This is a genomic window from Breznakia sp. PF5-3 (assembly GCF_029504745.1).
GTDB lineage: Bacteria > Bacillota_I > Bacilli_A > Erysipelotrichales > Erysipelotrichaceae > Breznakia.
The window spans coordinates 14269-30327 of record NZ_JAQFIQ010000019.1 but is presented as its reverse complement, the minus strand read 5'-3'; the positions used below and the strand labels follow the sequence as shown (position 1 = coordinate 30327).

Sequence of the window (16059 nt, the reverse complement as noted above, 5' to 3'; positions counted from 1 at the left end):
ACTAGTATATACTAATCGATAAAAGAAGTTAATTCCTTTTTCGAAATGTATTTTTGAATATGTGGATATTGCGAAATATGCTGTAACAAATATTCTGCATCCTCTTTCGCAACATCAAGAATGTTATGATCCATGATAATATCTCCAAGAATAAAACCTGGTATCCCACTTTGGCGCTTCCCTAACAAGTCACCAGGACCTCGAATTAGTAAATCTTGTCGTGATATTTCAAACCCATCACTACTTTCACATAAAATTTCAAGTCGTTTTAAAGAATCTGGGTCTTTACTATTTGTTAATAAGTAACAATATCCTTGACGATCTCCTCGCCCTACACGTCCTCGCAACTGATGAATCTGACTCATTCCAAACCGTTGAGCATCATAAATGACCATAATATTTGCATCTCTTACATCAACCCCTACTTCAATAACACTAGTAGCGATTAATATATCAAATTCTTTATTTACAAATGCTTGCATAATATCATCTTTTTCCTCAGTTGACATTTTTCCATGTAAATAATGCAAACGATATTTCGAAGGCAATGTATCTTTCATATTTTTATATAATTCCTCTACATTACGCATTACATATTCATCATTACGTTCAATTGCAGGACAAACGATATAGCATTGATTTCCTTCATCGATGTAATCCAATACATCTTTCAAAAAACTACGCATACTATTTTCCTTTACCAACGTTGTAATGATTTCTTTTCTCCCTTTTGGCAATTCTTCTATCGTACTAACATCCATATCACCATATAAAGATGTAGCTAAAGTTCTTGGAATTGGTGTTGCACTCATTAATAAGAAATCAACATCCTCTCCTTTGTCTAAAAGTTTTCTTCTTTGCTCAACCCCAAAACGATGTTGCTCATCCGCAATAACCAAACCAAGATTATGATAATTCACTCCATCTTGAAACAATGCATGAGTACCAATCAAAATATCAATTTCTCCTGCCTCTAGACGTTCACATATTGCTAACTTTTCTTTATTAGGCAACGATGAATATAATAATTCTATGTTTATATCATATTCGTTCAATACCTTTTTCACATTGTTCGCATGCTGTTTCGCTAAAATTTCTGTTGGTGCCAAAAAAGCTGCTTGTTGTCCAGCTAATGCACAAGCATACATAGCCATCACTGCCACTAACGTTTTTCCACTTCCTACATCCCCTTGAATTAATCGATACATGATTCTAGAACTGCTTAAGTCATTTAAAATATCATCAATGGCTTGTATTTGATCGCTTGTTAAAGTAAATGGCAACGTATCAATAACATCGTTTATCTTATTTCGTTTAAAAGCTTTTGCCACTTTCGTAACTGCTTCATTTTGATGTCTATAATATTGTATTTTTAATTGAAATTTTAAAAATTCTTCATATTTTAAACACCGTACACTCTGCTTTAAAGCTTCGTGTGAAAGAGGGAAATGAATATATTGAAGAGCTTCTTGTTTATGAATCAGCTTGTACTTCTTCTGTAAATTTTCTGGTATAAAATTATGAATCGTCTCCTTCTCCAAAGCATTTTTCATATACTTACGCAAATCTTTTTGAGATATTCCATCTTTTACATTATATACCGGAATTATTCCTAACTGTTCTTCAATTGGCTGAGAATTATATTGCATAACTGTCACTTTATTATTTCCTTCATATTTTCCAGAAATAGTAATTATATTATTAAGCTTAAAACTCTGAATCCAAGGGCGATTAAACAGAGTTAGATTAATCTCTTCATCATCATATAAAACTTTAAATCGCGTAACACTCTTCTTATATCCAAACCGTGATAGTCTAGGAGCCGATATAATCAATCCTTCAAAAAATACTTTTTCATCCTTTTCCCACTTTGAAAAAGGTTTTATTGCATTTTCTTCATAACGAAAAGGATAATGTGTAATAAGACTCTCCACACTATCAATTCCCATACTATTTAAGATTTCAATCTTCTTTGGTGTCACTTTAATATCTTTTAAATCCATGAAGCTATTATACCATGATTTGCATTCAGAGTAGTGAGTGACTCAAAAAAAAGATAATGATTGCTCATTATCTTTACTCTTCACCTTCTTCAAATTGTGAATTATATAGTTTCGCATAGAATCCATCTCGAGTCAACAACTCTTCATGATCTCCAATCTCTACGATATCCCCTTCATTCATAACAATAATTACATTTGCATTGCGAATCGTTGATAGACGATGGGCAATAACAAACGATGTTCTTCCCTTCATCAATTCATCCATTCCTTCTTGAATCAACACTTCTGTTCTCGTATCCACATTGCTTGTCGCTTCATCAAGAATTAAAATCTTTGGATCAGCTAAGAATGCTCTTGCAATCGTTAACAATTGCTTTTGACCTTGGGAAATATTACTTGTTTCTTCATTCAACATTGTGTCATAACCATGTTCCAATGTTTTCACAAAATGATCAACTCTAGCCGCTTTGGCTGCTTCATACACTTCTTCATCTGTTGCATCAAGCTTTGAATAACGAAGATTTTCCATTACTGTTCCATTAAATAACCATGCATCTTGTAAAACCATACCAAACATACTTCGTAAGTCATCTCTACGATAATCACAAATATTGTGATCACCAACATAGATAGCACCACTGTTTAATTCATAGAAGCGCATTAACAATTTTACAATTGTTGTCTTCCCTGCTCCTGTCGGTCCTACAATAGCAACCTTTTGACCTTCCCCTACACGAAGGTTAAAGTCATTAATAATAATCTTATCTGGATTATAGCCAAACTCAACTTGGTCAAATGTAACCGTACTAGGGATTATAATATCACCCTTTTGGTCATGAATTTCAACTGGGTTGGATGTATCTGGTTCCATTTCTTTTTCATTCAAGAATTCAAATACACGTTCACTAGCAGCGGCAGCACTTTGTAACATATTAATTGTTTGTGCCATTTGTGCTAATGGTTGGTTGAATTGTCTTACATATTGAATAAACGCTTGAATATCTCCAATTGCAATTCCAATTCCAGCAAATGTGATTCCTAATAATGTAACCGATGTGTGTGTTGCCAAGTATCCACCTAGTAAACAAACTAATACATATCCAATATTTCCAATGAATGTAGTAATTGGCATCATAAGACCAGATAAGAATTGTGACTTCCAAGCAGAGTTGTATAACTCTTCATTTTGTTCACTAAACTTTTCAATTGAATCTTCTTCACCATTAAATGCTTTCACAACCATATGTCCACCATACATCTCTTCAACATGTCCATTAAGCGCCCCTAGCGAAGCTTGTTGTTGAACGAAATACTTTTGTGAACGCTTTGTTACAACCATTACAAGAATCGCTGATATCGGCAATACAATCATTGCCACAAGAGTCATCATCCATGATATTGAGAACATCATGATTGCAACTCCAACAACCATCATTACTGATGTGATTACTTGTGTAACTCCTTGACTCAAACTTTGTCCAATTGAATCAACATCGTTGGTAACTCTTGATAGTACATCACCTTGTGATGTTTTATCGTAATAAGACAGTGGTAAACGGTTTATTTTTTCACTAATGTCTTTTCTTAAACTATAAGCCATTTTTTGTGAAATACCTGCCATCATAAATCCTTGAATATAAGAACAGAATGCACTAAATAAATACATACCTGTAAGTAATAATAATATTTCTTGAATTCTACCAAAGTCAATTTCACCAGAACCACTTGCTTTTGCCATTAGCCCTTCAGATAAAGTTGTTGTAGCTTCCCCTAAAATCTTAGGTCCTACAATTGCAAAGACTGTACTTAAAGCTGCAAAGAAGAAAATAATATATAACTGAATACGATAGTTACGCATGTAATTAAACATCTTTTTTACACTACCTTTGAAGTCTTTCGCTTTTTCTCCAGCTCTTGCACCTCCACCTCCGGGTCCTCTTCCATGTCCACCAACAGGTCCAGCATTTGTTACAGGAGGTTTTCTTGTTTGTGTATCGTTATTACTCATTTTCAAGTTCCTCCTTACTTAGTTGTGAGTAGGCAATTTCTTGATAAACCTCACAAGTTTTCATTAACTCATTGTGAGTTCCCTTACCTACAATTTTCCCTTCATCTAATACAATAATTTGATCTGCATTCATAATTGATGCAATTCTTTGTCCTACAAGCAGAACTGTACTTCCTGTCTTCTGACAAAGTTTATATAACGCTTCACGAAGATTTGCATCAGTCTTAAAGTCAAGTGCACTAAAACTATCATCAAAGATAAAGATTTCAGGTTGTTTCGCAATTGCTCTTGCAATTGAAATTCTTTGTTTTTGACCACCTGATACATTCGATCCACCTTGCGCAATTTCTGTTTCATAACGCTCTGGTTTAGAATCAATAAATTCTGTTGCTTGAGCAACTTCACTTGCTTCTTCCATAACACTATCATTCATCGTTTCATCACTATATTTAATGTTAGATTCAATTGTTCCTGAGAACAATACACCTTTTTGTGGTACTAATCCAATTTTAGCTCTTAAATCTTTTTGAGTAACATTACGTACATCTAATCCATCTACCTCAATGCTTCCACTCGTAACATCAAAGAAACGAGGTACTAGATTAATAATTGTACTTTTACCACTTCCTGTACTACCAATAAATGCTGTAGTCTGTCTTGGTTTCGCTACAAAGTTAATATCATGTAAAACATCTTCTTCAGCTCCAGGATAGCGGAAACTTACATCCTTAAATTCAACAAACCCTTTCATATCATCGCTAAATGTTTCTGGATACTCTGGATCTGCAATACTAAGTGGTGTTTCCAATACTTCAAAAATACGTTTTGCAGCTACACCCGCTCTTGGTAACATAATTGAAATCATTGCTAACATCATAAATGACATAATGATTTGCATTGAATATTGAATAAATGCCATCATATCACCAATCTGCATTGTTCCTAAATCAATCTCATGTGATGCCATCCATACAATCAATAATGAAGTAGCACTAAAGATGAACGTAACAATAGGCATTACTACAGACATCGTACGTGATGTAAATAAGTCTACTTTACGTTTTGCTGTACTTGCTTCATCGAAACGTTCTTCTTCCACTTCTTCAGTATGAAATGCACGAATAACCAGCATACCACTTAATGACTCACGAGTTACTAAGTTTAATTTATCAACAAGTTTTTGCATGATTCTAAACTTAGGACCTGCAATTGCAAATGTCGCAATCATAACACCTATAATAATTACTACAACTAAGGCAATAATCCAAACCATACTTGTTGATGAATTCATAACTCTTACAATTGCTCCAAACGCCATAATTGGTGCATAGATTGCAATACGCAGGGTCATAATAAGTGCCATCTGCACTTGTTGGATATCATTTGTTGTACGCGTAATCAAAGAAGCTGTAGAAAACTTGTTTAATTCTGTACTTGAGAATGATTCAACTTTTTCAAATGTATCTTGTCTCATATTTCTTGAAACTTTGGCAGCCATTCTACTAGAGAAATATCCTACTAAAATAGCACAAAGTCCCCCACCTAATGAGATTAATAACATTGTTAATCCCGTCGACATAATATAATTCGTTTGAATTGTGTTTACATCAACACCTAACTTTGCATATTCTGCTTTTACTCCTGAAGCTGCAGCAATTTCGATTGCTGATTCACCAATCGCATCAAACTTTGCAGTGAAGTCATTCATCTGTTCGTCTAATTGTTCTTGTGGCATCATTCTCATCATATCGAAAATTGTCATACCTTCTGGAATTTGAGCAAGCATTTCTTCAATCTGTTTCTTATCCTCTTCTTCCATTAAACTTGTATCACCATTCACGATAGATTCAAGTGAGGTAACCATTAACATTGGTTCACCCATTGCTTTTGTAAGTTTATCGAAGTTTGTATCTGATATCTCACTTTTTAAAACATAAAGTCCAGTGTCCTTCACAACACTTTTGTCTGACATATCAATTTCATATGGTAAATCTTTATTATCGATATCTTTGAACTCTTGATAATTATATTGTGATAACACAAACTCCTTATCGTCATCGCTCATAAATATCATTGCATTATCCATCGTTTCCTGACTTATAATCTCAGGTACGACTTCATCAAATCCACCAGTTTGAATACCATAAGTAACAATATTACTCATGTAATCTGGTAGTGCTAATTCGGCTTGTGCTTGTCCATATAATAACGCTATGATACAAATCAGCGCTAGCCAGTACTTCTTTACATACTTAAGAACCTTTAGCATTTCCTAACTCCTTCCTGCTTGTCCATATAATCCAACACTTTATCCAACAAACGAATCAATTCATCTGTATCCTCTTCTCCTAGATAATCAATCATATCAATTAACGTTTTATCCATATGTGCTTGAATCATCTTGATTTCCTTTATCGCCTTATCACTGACTTTCACATACACACTCCTACGATCTTCATCACGAATAATTCTCTCGATATATCCCTGATTTTCCAACTTGCGCATAATCTGTGATACAGCAGGTGCAGTAATCTTGAAATAGCTTGATAGCTGTGACATTTTTACCGCCTCTCCATTTCCTACTTTTTGAATCCCCACAAGCATCATCATATCGTGCATACGCATATGATCTTTGCCTTTCTCAGGGCGTCTAACATTCTTAAATCGGTACATCAATCTTCTCAATTTGTGTACCCTATTTCCATCGGACATGAACACCTCCTAAAAATAGTTAACATACTTAACTATTAAGTTAGTAAATAATACACCGGTTATATCGATGTGTCAATACAAATGAGTAAAATTTTTATTATTTTTTTTATACTTAAATTTCAACTATGCTATTTACGATATCATACGCTATTTCAAGACAAAAAGAAAAAGTTAAGAACGAAATATTTGTTCTTAACTTTAGCTTATATATATGCAATTAATTTTATTTGTTTAATATGCTCTTTCATATCTGCTGATTTAATGTTCATCCTCATCCTTTTCCAACTCGACAGCTTCAATCTTTTTAAATCTAGTAATTATTTTATTCGCAGTGACAAGTACATCTTTCATATCACTATACGATCTATCAAAATCACGCTGCACTGTTTCATAACGTTTTGAAAACCGCTCAAATTCAATTGAAAGCTTTATTAATTCTTCTTGTATTTCTTTGATTCGCTCATTTTTCTTTTGTCCTAGATACAATGCCTTAATCGCAGTTATATAGGCCATTAATGTTGTTGGTGAAACCAAATACACCTTCTCTTGATAAGAATATTCAATAACATCATTCAAATTTGCATTGATATAAGAAAAAATAGCTTCTGCTGGTATAAACATATAAGCAAATTCACTCGTTTCATTTGGAATTATATACTTTGTTGCGATTGCTTTAATATGCTTCTTCACATCACTTTTAAATTCATTTTGAATAACCTGTTTCCGCATGGAAGGTAAGCTCGGATCCATTAAGCGATTAAAGTTTTCTAATGGAAACTTTGAATCTATGGGAATTGTCCCTAATGCTTCATTGCCAAATATAACAGCATCAACCATCAATCCATTGCTTAATTTATACTGTTTTGCATAACGATTATAATCCAATCCAAAAGCATTTTCTAATAAATTATACAATTCTATTTCACCATAGATTCCACGTGTTTTTTTATCATTTAAAATACTATGTAAACTTGAAATATCTTGACTCAGTAATTTCAATTGATCTTGTGTACTATCAATTTTCGTAATTTGCTTCATCACTTCAGTAAATACTTTATTTGTAGACTCAAATCCTGTATTCAACTGTCGATTTACATTATGTTCCATTTTGAATAGCTTATCACTTGTGTTTTCATTTAAAACATTAATATCTTTACGTAAGGATTGTGTTATTGCATTTTGAAAATCCAATAACTGCTTTGTCATTTGGGTTTGTAATATTTTATCTTCTGTATGGTTATCTTTCTTTGCTTGCTTTTGCAACAAAGAAAACATCACGATAATCAAAACTGCCATCATAATACATAAAACCACCAACAATATATTTGTATCCATTATCATCACCTTTTTTATTGTACCATATTTATAAGATATCCTAGACAAAGAAAATACCAGATAAAATCTGATATTTTCATTTTAAAAATTATTGTTCAATTACTTCTACAATTTCTCCAATATACATGTCATGATAATCTTCTAATGGGTAATGTTTTCCAATCGTTTCATCGAGAAACTTTTCAGGTTTAATGGAATCTTGATAAATTTTACGACATTTCACAGTCAATAAAGCTTCATCAAAACAAACAAAACCATCTTGTACTCTTCCATGCAATCCACCGTAATTTTCTTTGTTTATATCTCTTCCTGATTTTGACCCCATCACATTTAACATATCTCGATGTGTTTGATCAAAGAAGCTAATTGTGAAGTAATCACTATCATCCACAAATTCTTTTGTATAGCGTTGTGGTCTAATATAAATTGTTGCTACTGGTCGATTCCAAAGAATTCCTAATCCTCCCCAACTTGCTGTCATCATATTGAAATGATTCCCTTTATTCGCAGCAATCAAACACCAGTCCTTATTAAACATTTCAAATACATTTGTTTTTATATCTTCTACTCTCATTTATACTACCTCTCTTTGCATTCATTATACTACATCTTTTTTTAAATTGTACGTATTCACTATCTTTCCTACATTATTGAAACACTATAAATCCAAAATAAAAGCTTGGCTATAAAACATAACCAAACTTTATTTCATTTATCTACTAGACAGGGCTTCGTCATAGAGTCCGTTTTTATTTCTTACTTGTACTTCCGAATCCACCATTGCGAATCTCTGATACAACATCATCATGAGTGATTCCATACTCTACAAAGATACCTTGCATAAAACCATCGCCTGCATCTAAATGCAATTCTTCACCAGTGTTTGAATCATTGGTAATTTTCGCAAAAATATGACCTTCATTATCACTGTGAAAATAATCTGCATCGATAATTCCCACTGTATTATTTAACTGTAAACGATATTTAAATCCCAAACCACTTCTTGGATATAATTTCAATACCCAATCTACTTCCATCTCTGCGCGAATCCCAGTTGGAATCTTAATCGTTTCATTTGGCTTTAAAGTAAATGCGAATGGTGTAAAAAAATCATATCCTGCACTTCCTGAGGTTGCTCGCTTAGGCAATACGATTGCATCATACATGCGCTCTACCTGAGTTTGATCTAAATCAGCAAATGCTTTTCTAAACTCTTCAAAACTAACTTTATAAAACTGTGCTATCCTTCTCATTTGTTCTCCTATTCCTTGTATAAAACAATTTGTTTCAATGCTCTACTAGCTTGTACATCAATCACTTTTTGATTGCTACTTCCTACCCAATGTGTGTTTGGACTTAATTGTTCTTCAATAAATTTTCCATCCACTACCACATCAATATAAGCAAGCAAATCCAAATCAACGATTTCAGCATACTCGTATCCAGTATATAACCAAATTGTCTTTTTAGGAAACTTTTCTTTTAGTTCCTTCACTAAATCGTGAACATCTTTACGATTTTCTGGATGAAGCGGGTCTCCTCCACTCAAAGTAACACCATCTATGTAATCATGATGTAAGGATGCAAACAACTCTGCTTTAGCATCTTCATCAAATGCCAAACCACCTTGCAAACTCCATGTAACAGGATTATGACAACCTTTACACGCATGAGAACAACCTGCTAACCACAATACAGAGCGTAAACCTTCACCATTCAACATATCATCCTTTGTGATATTATGATATCTCATTACATTGATTTCCTCTCTTTGATTTCTGCCATTTTCGCATCATTTAAACGTGTATCTCCCTTAACTCTTGAATAAGAAAGGTACCCATTCATACGATCAATCTTCGTCAAGTTTGAACTACCACAGTTTGGACATACATCCATCTCTAATTCCTCGTGACCACAATCATCACAATATGATAGCGATAAATTCACACCTTCATAAAAACCTAAATCCATTGCTCTACGAACCAATGTTTTAATTGCACCTGTATTATATCCGATTGGATACTTAACATACTGAATTTTACCACCATTGGATAAATCCCAGAAACGCTTTTCTAAGTTTTGTTTCTCAATTGGTGTTATCTCCTCTGAAACATGACAGTGAAAACTATTACTTACATATTCACGATCACTTACATTTTCAATAACCCCATATTTTTTTCTAAATTGTTGCACTTGAAGCCCACATAAGTTTTCTGCTGGTGTACCATAGATTGCATATAAACGACCATCTTCTTCTTTAAAATCATTTACCCGTTTATTGATATACTCTAAAGTTTTAATTGCAAATTCTCCATCTTCTACTAAAGATTTTTTATTATATAACTCCTGAAGTTCATTTAACGCTGTAATTCCAAACGATGCTGTTGCACTCTTTAATAAAGGTTTAATCTTATCATGAAGTCCTAAATTGCCACCTGCGAATCCACCTTCACAATATGCCAAAGGATTTACACTTGCTTTCATTTCACCTAAATAATCATATGTACGCAAGTGCAAATTACGGATTAATTCTAAATAGTAATCAAGCACTTCATAAAAATCACGACTTTCTTGTTGGGCTTTCGCCAAGATCATTGGTAAATGAAGTGAGATTGCCCCAATATTAAAGCGCCCCACATAATATGGACTATCGTTTTCATCTGCAGGTTTCATACCACCACGACGATAATATGGTGATAAGAATGCACGACATCCCATTGGCGATATAATTTCTCCATATTGCTTATAGATATCTGCAACATATCCTTCACCACTTAAACTCAACCAATCTGGATACATCGTTTTAGCAGAACAAGCGATTCCAGCTTCAAATACATCTTCCAATGGTTTACCTTCACCATGAAGATTCTTATCATAGCAGAAAACAATCTTTGGAAATAAAACAGGTTTTTTATGCCCCTTCTTCCCTTGTCCTTCTTTTCTAACATTTAGCATTTGGATATTTGCCATCTTTTCAAAACGACTTGTTCCTGTACCAATAGTAACAGTGATGAATGGATAATCTCCACGGCTACTAGAAACTGAATTAAATTTATATTCCCAACCTTGGAAACCTTGTTCGAAATCTCTTTCTACGTCCTTGACCGAAATTTCTTCAGCTTTATTTTTATCTAATCCTAAAGCTAAGTATTTATCAACATACAACTTATAAGATTTCTCTGCATAAGGTTTTAAAATCAAGTCTACATTAGGAACCGTAAAACCTCCATATTGTTGGGAAGCAGCACTAAGTACGATATCCCCAATTACATCAAAGGCAACATCTAATGTCTTTGGTTCGTTATACCAGAGATTTCCCATCTCAAAACCACCGCTCAATACATTTTCAACATCAAATAAACAACAGTTCATCGTATCACGGCGAGCACTCATATCGTGAATATAAATATATCCTTCACGTGCTGCTTGCAACTCTTCCGTCGTTAAAAAAAACTTCTTATATAACTCTTTATTTAGCTCATTAAAAATCAGACTACGCTTTGTTGAAACCAAAGCACTATCAGTATTTGAATTTTCTTTATCTCCAATATACATGATACTTTGTGATTTCTTATACACATCATCTAACATTTGTACAAAATCACTCTTGTAATTACGATAATCACGATAACTCTTAGCTACCTTAGGATTTGTCATCTCTAAAGCTGCTTCCACGATATTGTGCATCTCCTGAATCGTTATTTTGTCACGATTTATTGCTGACACTTTTGTTTCAACGTCATCACAAATACGATCAATTTCCTCACTCTTAAAAGAATAAAGTGTACGAAAAGCTGACTTATTGACAGCCACGACAACTTTATTGATATTAAACCTTTCAAGTGTATTGTCTTTCTTAATAATTCTAACATTTTCTAAGCTCATAATAACCCCCTGTATGCTTCTTCTATTTACGAACGCTATGCATCTATTATACCTATTATTAATTCGTTTTGACACAGATAAAACTGAAAATTTTACCTCTTTTTTTCAAGCGTTTTCATACTTTTTTCATAACCTTTATTTTACTCAATAAACATCGGCACTTTATGATATAATACTTACTATTGGAGATTATAAACTATGAAAAAAAGAACAAAAATTATAATTGCTGTAACATTAGTCTTTTTTATTTCCTTCATTGCCATTATGGGCTTTATTGGTAATTATTTTTATGATTTAGCTTTAAACCCAGATAGTGATAAAAGTATTGTTTTTAATAATGATAAAACTGAAAATAATACCGACTTTGATGAAATAAACACCTTTTTCGAAAATCAAAAATATGAAGATCGATACATCGAAAACGATGATTTAAACTTACATGCATACGATTTCAAGCAAAACAGTGATATCTATGTCATTGTCGTACATGGGTATATATCAGAAGCAAACCAAATGGGAATTAGTGCAGAGCATTTCTTCCAAGCGGGATATAATGTATTGGCTGTTGATTTACGAGGACATGGTTCATCAGATGGAGACTATATTGGAATGGGATGGGATGATCGAAAAGATATACAGGCCTGGATTAAAGAATTAGTAAAAGAGAATAGTGAATATAAAATTGTTTTATACGGGGTCAGCATGGGGGCTGCTACGGTAATGAATACCACAGGAGAGAAATTACCTGACAATGTGAAAGTTGCTATTGAAGATTGTGGATATACAAGTACATGGGATATCTTTTCATATCAATTAGATTCTATTTTTTCCTTACCAGATCACCCGTTTTTAGATTCTGCAAATATCATCACTCAAATTAGAGCTGGATATGATTTAAAACAAGGAGCCATTGATCAATTAGGAAAGTCAAAGACCCCAACCCTATTCATCCACGGGGATAAAGATACCTTTGTACCCTTCTATATGTTAGATGAGCTTTATAAAGAATCATCAGTTGAAAAAGAGAAACTTGTTATCAAAGGAGCTGGACACGCACAATCTCATTTAGTAAATCCTAAACGTTATTGGAAAACGGTCGATAACTTTATAAAAAAATATCTATAAAACTACCATGATGGTAGTTTTTTATTTAGCATTGCAATTATAATGTTAGCGGTGTATAATTTTTTGTATTAACACATTAAGACAAATAATGGTTGACATATGGTATTATACGGCGTATAGTATAAATAGTAATTACAAAGTAACTACTATTTATTTTATGGAGGAAGAAGTAAATGTTAAAACTGAATAGAATTAAAAAAAGCTATAAAACTGGAGACTTCACCCAAGATGCCTTAAAAAATGTTTCCCTTTCTTTTAGAAAAAATGAATTTGTGGCAGTACTTGGACAGTCTGGTAGTGGAAAAACTACGATGTTAAACATTATTGGTGGACTGGATCGTTATGATTCAGGTGATTTAATTATCAACAACAAAAGTACAAAAAGCTTCAAAGATAAGGATTGGGATGCCTATCGCAATAACTGTATTGGCTTTATCTTTCAAAGCTATAATCTAATTACTCATATTTCTATCTTAGCTAATGTAGAAATGGGGATGACACTTAGTGGTATTGGTTCTGCTGCTAGAAAAGCAAAAGCTATGGAAGTACTGGAAAAAGTTGGTTTAAAAGACCATGTACATAAAAAGCCTAATCAATTATCTGGTGGACAGATGCAAAGGGTTGCCATTGCTAGAGCACTAGCAAATGACCCTGATGTTATTCTCGCGGATGAACCTACAGGTGCACTTGATAGTGAAACCAGTGTACAAATCATGGAATTGATTCGCGAAATTGCCAAAGATAAACTTGTTATTATGGTTACCCATAATCCAGAGTTAGCAAATACATATGCAAATCGCATTATTGAATTAAAAGATGGTGAGGTATTAAGTGATTCTAATCCTATCGAAAAAGACGAAGAAGATAGCTCACAATTTAATATTGTAAAAACGGCAATGAGCTATATTGCTGCTCTAAAATTATCTTTCAATAACATACGAACAAAAAAAGGAAGAACCATCTTAACCTCCTTCGCATCTAGTATAGGAATTATTGGAATTGCTTTAATATTAGCTCTATCCAATGGGTTCCAAATGGAAATTGATGCATTTGAAAAAGATTCTTTGTCCCAAATGCCAATTACTGTTTCTACACAATCCATGCAAATGGATTCTGAAACTCTAGCTAATGCTTCTGGTGAGGGTGATGAGGATTTGAAAAAGTATACGAATAAGAAGAAAATTTATGCTCAAGAGGATATGCGTGATACGATGATGCATACAAACAACATCACGCCAGAATATATCGAATATATTGAGAAACTTGATCAAAAATATTTATCTGGTATTTCATATCAAAAAACCACTGCAATGAATATCATTAATTACAGTGATAAAAATGGTTACAGTTTAATTGATTTCTCAAGTCAATTTGACCAATGGACACTCTTACCTACTGAACCAAATAACAATGACAACTCTGGAATTATTGAAAGCTTGTATGATACTTTAGCAGGAGAAGTAGATGAAACAAAACCAGGTTTGGTACTTCAAGTAGATGCAAAAAATCAATTATCAAAAAGCGCATTAAAACAACTTGGTTTTGATGATGAGGATATTGAATCTTTAACTTTTGACGAAATTATGAGCAAAGAAGTAAAGGTTATCTTAAATGAAGATTACTATAACAACGTTGGCAATCATTTTATGATCAATACCGATTATGAAAAAATGTATAAGAGTGAAAAATCTATTACTTTAAAAATACAAGCAATCATTCGGGGAAAAGAAGATAAAGAAATGATTACAAATGGTAGTGGATTAGCATATACAAATGCTGTTATCGATACAATCATTGAAAAAAACCAAAACTCAGAAATTGTAAAAGAACAAGAAAAAAGAGATTACAATGTCCTTACTGGACAACCTTTTGATACTAAAGACGGTAGTACAAATACAAAAGAAACAATGATGGGATATTTAGGAGCTGAATCAACACCTGTTGCAGTTTACATCTATCCTAAGGATTTCGAATCAAAAGACCATGTTTTAGATTACCTAGATGCATACAATGAAGGAAAAGATGCAGAAGACACTATTCAATATACAGATATGGCCGAAATGATTTCTTCACTCTCTGGAGATATTATGAGTGCTATCACTATTGTACTAATTGCTTTCTCAGCCATTTCCTTAATTGTATCAAGTATTATGATTGGAATTATCACATATATATCAGTATTAGAAAGAACGAAAGAAATTGGTATCTTACGTGCACTTGGAGCAAGAAAAAAAGATATTACACGTGTTTTCAATGCTGAAACATTTATTATTGGATTATGTTCTGGTTTGATAGGTATTGGTATTGCACAATTACTTACAATTCCTGCCAATGCAATTATTGAAAATATGTCTGGATTAGCAAACGTAGCTAAATTAAATCCAATCCATGCACTTATTCTAATTGCAATTAGCCTAATTCTTACTTTGATTGGTGGTTTTATCCCCGCTAAACTAGCAGCAAAAAAAGATCCAGTTGAAGCATTGCGTTCAGAATAACAAAAAAGTTGTACAATTCGTACAACTTTTTATTTCCCTTCTAAGAAAGCAATGATTTCTTCAGCATTCTTATCTGGGGTAGCTTTTTTATATACCTTTATGATTTCTCCTTGTTCATCAACAATAAAAGTTGATCGATTAACTCCCATATATTTTTTACCATACATATTCTTTTCAACCCATACTCCATACGCTTGAATCGCTTCTAACTCAGGATCTGATAGAATAATAAATGGTAAATTATATTTCTCAGCAAATTTCCGATGCGATTCTTGAGAATCTTTACTTATTCCAATAACGACAACATCTCTATCTTTAAAGTCTTGAAATGCGTTTCGAAATGCACAAGCTTCTTTCACACATCCTGGAGTATCATCTTTGGGATAGAAATACACGACTACCTTTTTCCCAAGATAATCACTTAATTTATGTTTTATTCCATCCTTATCAAATAAATCAAAATCAAACGCTTTTTGTCCTACTTCTAACATTT

The 16059-nt window shown here is 33.1% G+C and carries 12 protein-coding genes; 2 read left to right on the top strand and 10 right to left on the bottom strand.

Annotation, left to right across the window (positions count from 1 at the left end):
* Positions 1–11: 11 nt before the first annotated feature.
* The 9 genes from recG to nrdD all read right to left on the bottom strand — a co-directional run bounded on the left by recG (position 12) and on the right by nrdD (position 11943).
* On the bottom strand, positions 12–2003 hold the full coding sequence (gene recG, locus M2475_RS06045) for an ATP-dependent DNA helicase RecG (RefSeq protein ID WP_277490253.1): 1992 nt from the start codon (positions 2001–2003) through the stop codon (positions 12–14).
* A 73-nt stretch (positions 2004–2076) separates the two neighbouring features.
* Positions 2077–4011, bottom strand: coding sequence for an ABC transporter ATP-binding protein (locus M2475_RS06040; RefSeq protein ID WP_277490251.1), 1935 nt, complete (start codon positions 4009–4011; stop codon positions 2077–2079).
* Entirely contained in the window at positions 4004–6280 is a 2277-nt protein-coding gene (locus M2475_RS06035; RefSeq protein WP_277490250.1) for an ABC transporter ATP-binding protein, read from the bottom strand. The genes M2475_RS06040 and M2475_RS06035 overlap by 8 nt, the downstream gene beginning before the upstream one ends.
* On the bottom strand, positions 6274–6723 hold the full coding sequence (locus M2475_RS06030) for a winged helix DNA-binding protein (RefSeq protein ID WP_277490249.1): 450 nt from the start codon (positions 6721–6723) through the stop codon (positions 6274–6276). Before M2475_RS06030 ends, M2475_RS06035 begins: the two co-directional genes overlap by 7 nt.
* 258 nt (positions 6724–6981) lie before the next feature.
* Positions 6982–8058: a DNA recombination protein RmuC gene (locus tag M2475_RS06025; RefSeq protein ID WP_277490247.1), complete on the bottom strand. Its 1077-nt coding sequence runs from the start codon at positions 8056–8058 to the stop codon at positions 6982–6984.
* A gap of 88 nt (positions 8059–8146) precedes the next feature.
* Positions 8147–8632 carry a flavin reductase gene (locus M2475_RS06020; RefSeq protein WP_277490246.1) on the bottom strand — a complete coding sequence of 162 codons (486 nt, stop codon included), beginning with the start codon at positions 8630–8632 and terminating at the stop codon, positions 8147–8149.
* A gap of 175 nt (positions 8633–8807) precedes the next feature.
* Positions 8808–9311 (bottom strand): deoxyuridine 5'-triphosphate nucleotidohydrolase, encoded by a 504-nt coding sequence (locus tag M2475_RS06015; protein ID WP_277490245.1) that lies wholly within the window; start codon positions 9309–9311, stop codon positions 8808–8810.
* 8 nt (positions 9312–9319) lie between these two features.
* Complete coding sequence (nrdG, locus tag M2475_RS06010) at positions 9320–9811, bottom strand: anaerobic ribonucleoside-triphosphate reductase activating protein (protein ID WP_277490243.1); 492 nt, start codon at positions 9809–9811, stop codon at positions 9320–9322.
* On the bottom strand, positions 9811–11943 hold the full coding sequence (gene nrdD, locus M2475_RS06005; protein ID WP_277490242.1) for an anaerobic ribonucleoside-triphosphate reductase: 2133 nt from the start codon (positions 11941–11943) through the stop codon (positions 9811–9813). Before nrdD ends, nrdG begins: the two co-directional genes overlap by 1 nt.
* 198 nt (positions 11944–12141) lie before the next feature.
* Here nrdD and M2475_RS06000 point away from each other — a divergent pair, with 198 nt between their 5' ends.
* Both M2475_RS06000 and M2475_RS05995 read left to right on the top strand, forming a co-directional pair.
* Positions 12142–13068 (top strand): alpha/beta hydrolase, encoded by a 927-nt coding sequence (locus tag M2475_RS06000; protein ID WP_277490241.1) that lies wholly within the window; start codon positions 12142–12144, stop codon positions 13066–13068.
* 173 nt (positions 13069–13241) lie between these two features.
* The gene (locus M2475_RS05995; protein WP_277490239.1) at positions 13242–15566 is read left to right on the top strand and encodes an ABC transporter ATP-binding protein/permease; all 2325 of its coding nucleotides are present in this window, start codon (positions 13242–13244) and stop codon (positions 15564–15566) included.
* 29 nt (positions 15567–15595) lie between these two features.
* Here the strand turns inward: M2475_RS05995 and bcp are convergent, their stop codons facing one another.
* Positions 15596–16057 (bottom strand): thioredoxin-dependent thiol peroxidase, encoded by a 462-nt coding sequence (gene bcp, locus M2475_RS05990; RefSeq protein ID WP_277490237.1) that lies wholly within the window; start codon positions 16055–16057, stop codon positions 15596–15598.
* Positions 16058–16059: the final 2 nt, after the last annotated feature.

Excerpts from the sequence above, each read along its gene's own strand:
- recG (WP_277490253.1), bottom strand. The coding sequence starts at position 2,003 with ATGGATTTAAAAGATATTAAAGTGACACCAAAGAAGATTGAAATCTTA.
- M2475_RS06040 (WP_277490251.1), bottom strand. The coding sequence starts at position 4,011 with ATGAGTAATAACGATACACAAACAAGAAAACCTCCTGTAACAAATGCT.
- M2475_RS06035 (WP_277490250.1), bottom strand. The coding sequence starts at position 6,280 with ATGCTAAAGGTTCTTAAGTATGTAAAGAAGTACTGGCTAGCGCTGATT.
- M2475_RS06030 (WP_277490249.1), bottom strand. The coding sequence starts at position 6,723 with ATGTCCGATGGAAATAGGGTACACAAATTGAGAAGATTGATGTACCGA.
- M2475_RS06025 (WP_277490247.1), bottom strand. The coding sequence starts at position 8,058 with ATGGATACAAATATATTGTTGGTGGTTTTATGTATTATGATGGCAGTT.
- M2475_RS06020 (WP_277490246.1), bottom strand. The coding sequence starts at position 8,632 with ATGAGAGTAGAAGATATAAAAACAAATGTATTTGAAATGTTTAATAAG.
- M2475_RS06015 (WP_277490245.1), bottom strand. The coding sequence starts at position 9,311 with ATGAGAAGGATAGCACAGTTTTATAAAGTTAGTTTTGAAGAGTTTAGA.
- nrdG (WP_277490243.1), bottom strand. The coding sequence starts at position 9,811 with ATGAGATATCATAATATCACAAAGGATGATATGTTGAATGGTGAAGGT.
- nrdD (WP_277490242.1), bottom strand. The coding sequence starts at position 11,943 with ATGAGCTTAGAAAATGTTAGAATTATTAAGAAAGACAATACACTTGAA.
- M2475_RS06000 (WP_277490241.1), top strand. The coding sequence starts at position 12,142 with ATGAAAAAAAGAACAAAAATTATAATTGCTGTAACATTAGTCTTTTTT.
- M2475_RS05995 (WP_277490239.1), top strand. The coding sequence starts at position 13,242 with ATGTTAAAACTGAATAGAATTAAAAAAAGCTATAAAACTGGAGACTTC.
- bcp (WP_277490237.1), bottom strand. The coding sequence starts at position 16,057 with ATGTTAGAAGTAGGACAAAAAGCGTTTGATTTTGATTTATTTGATAAG.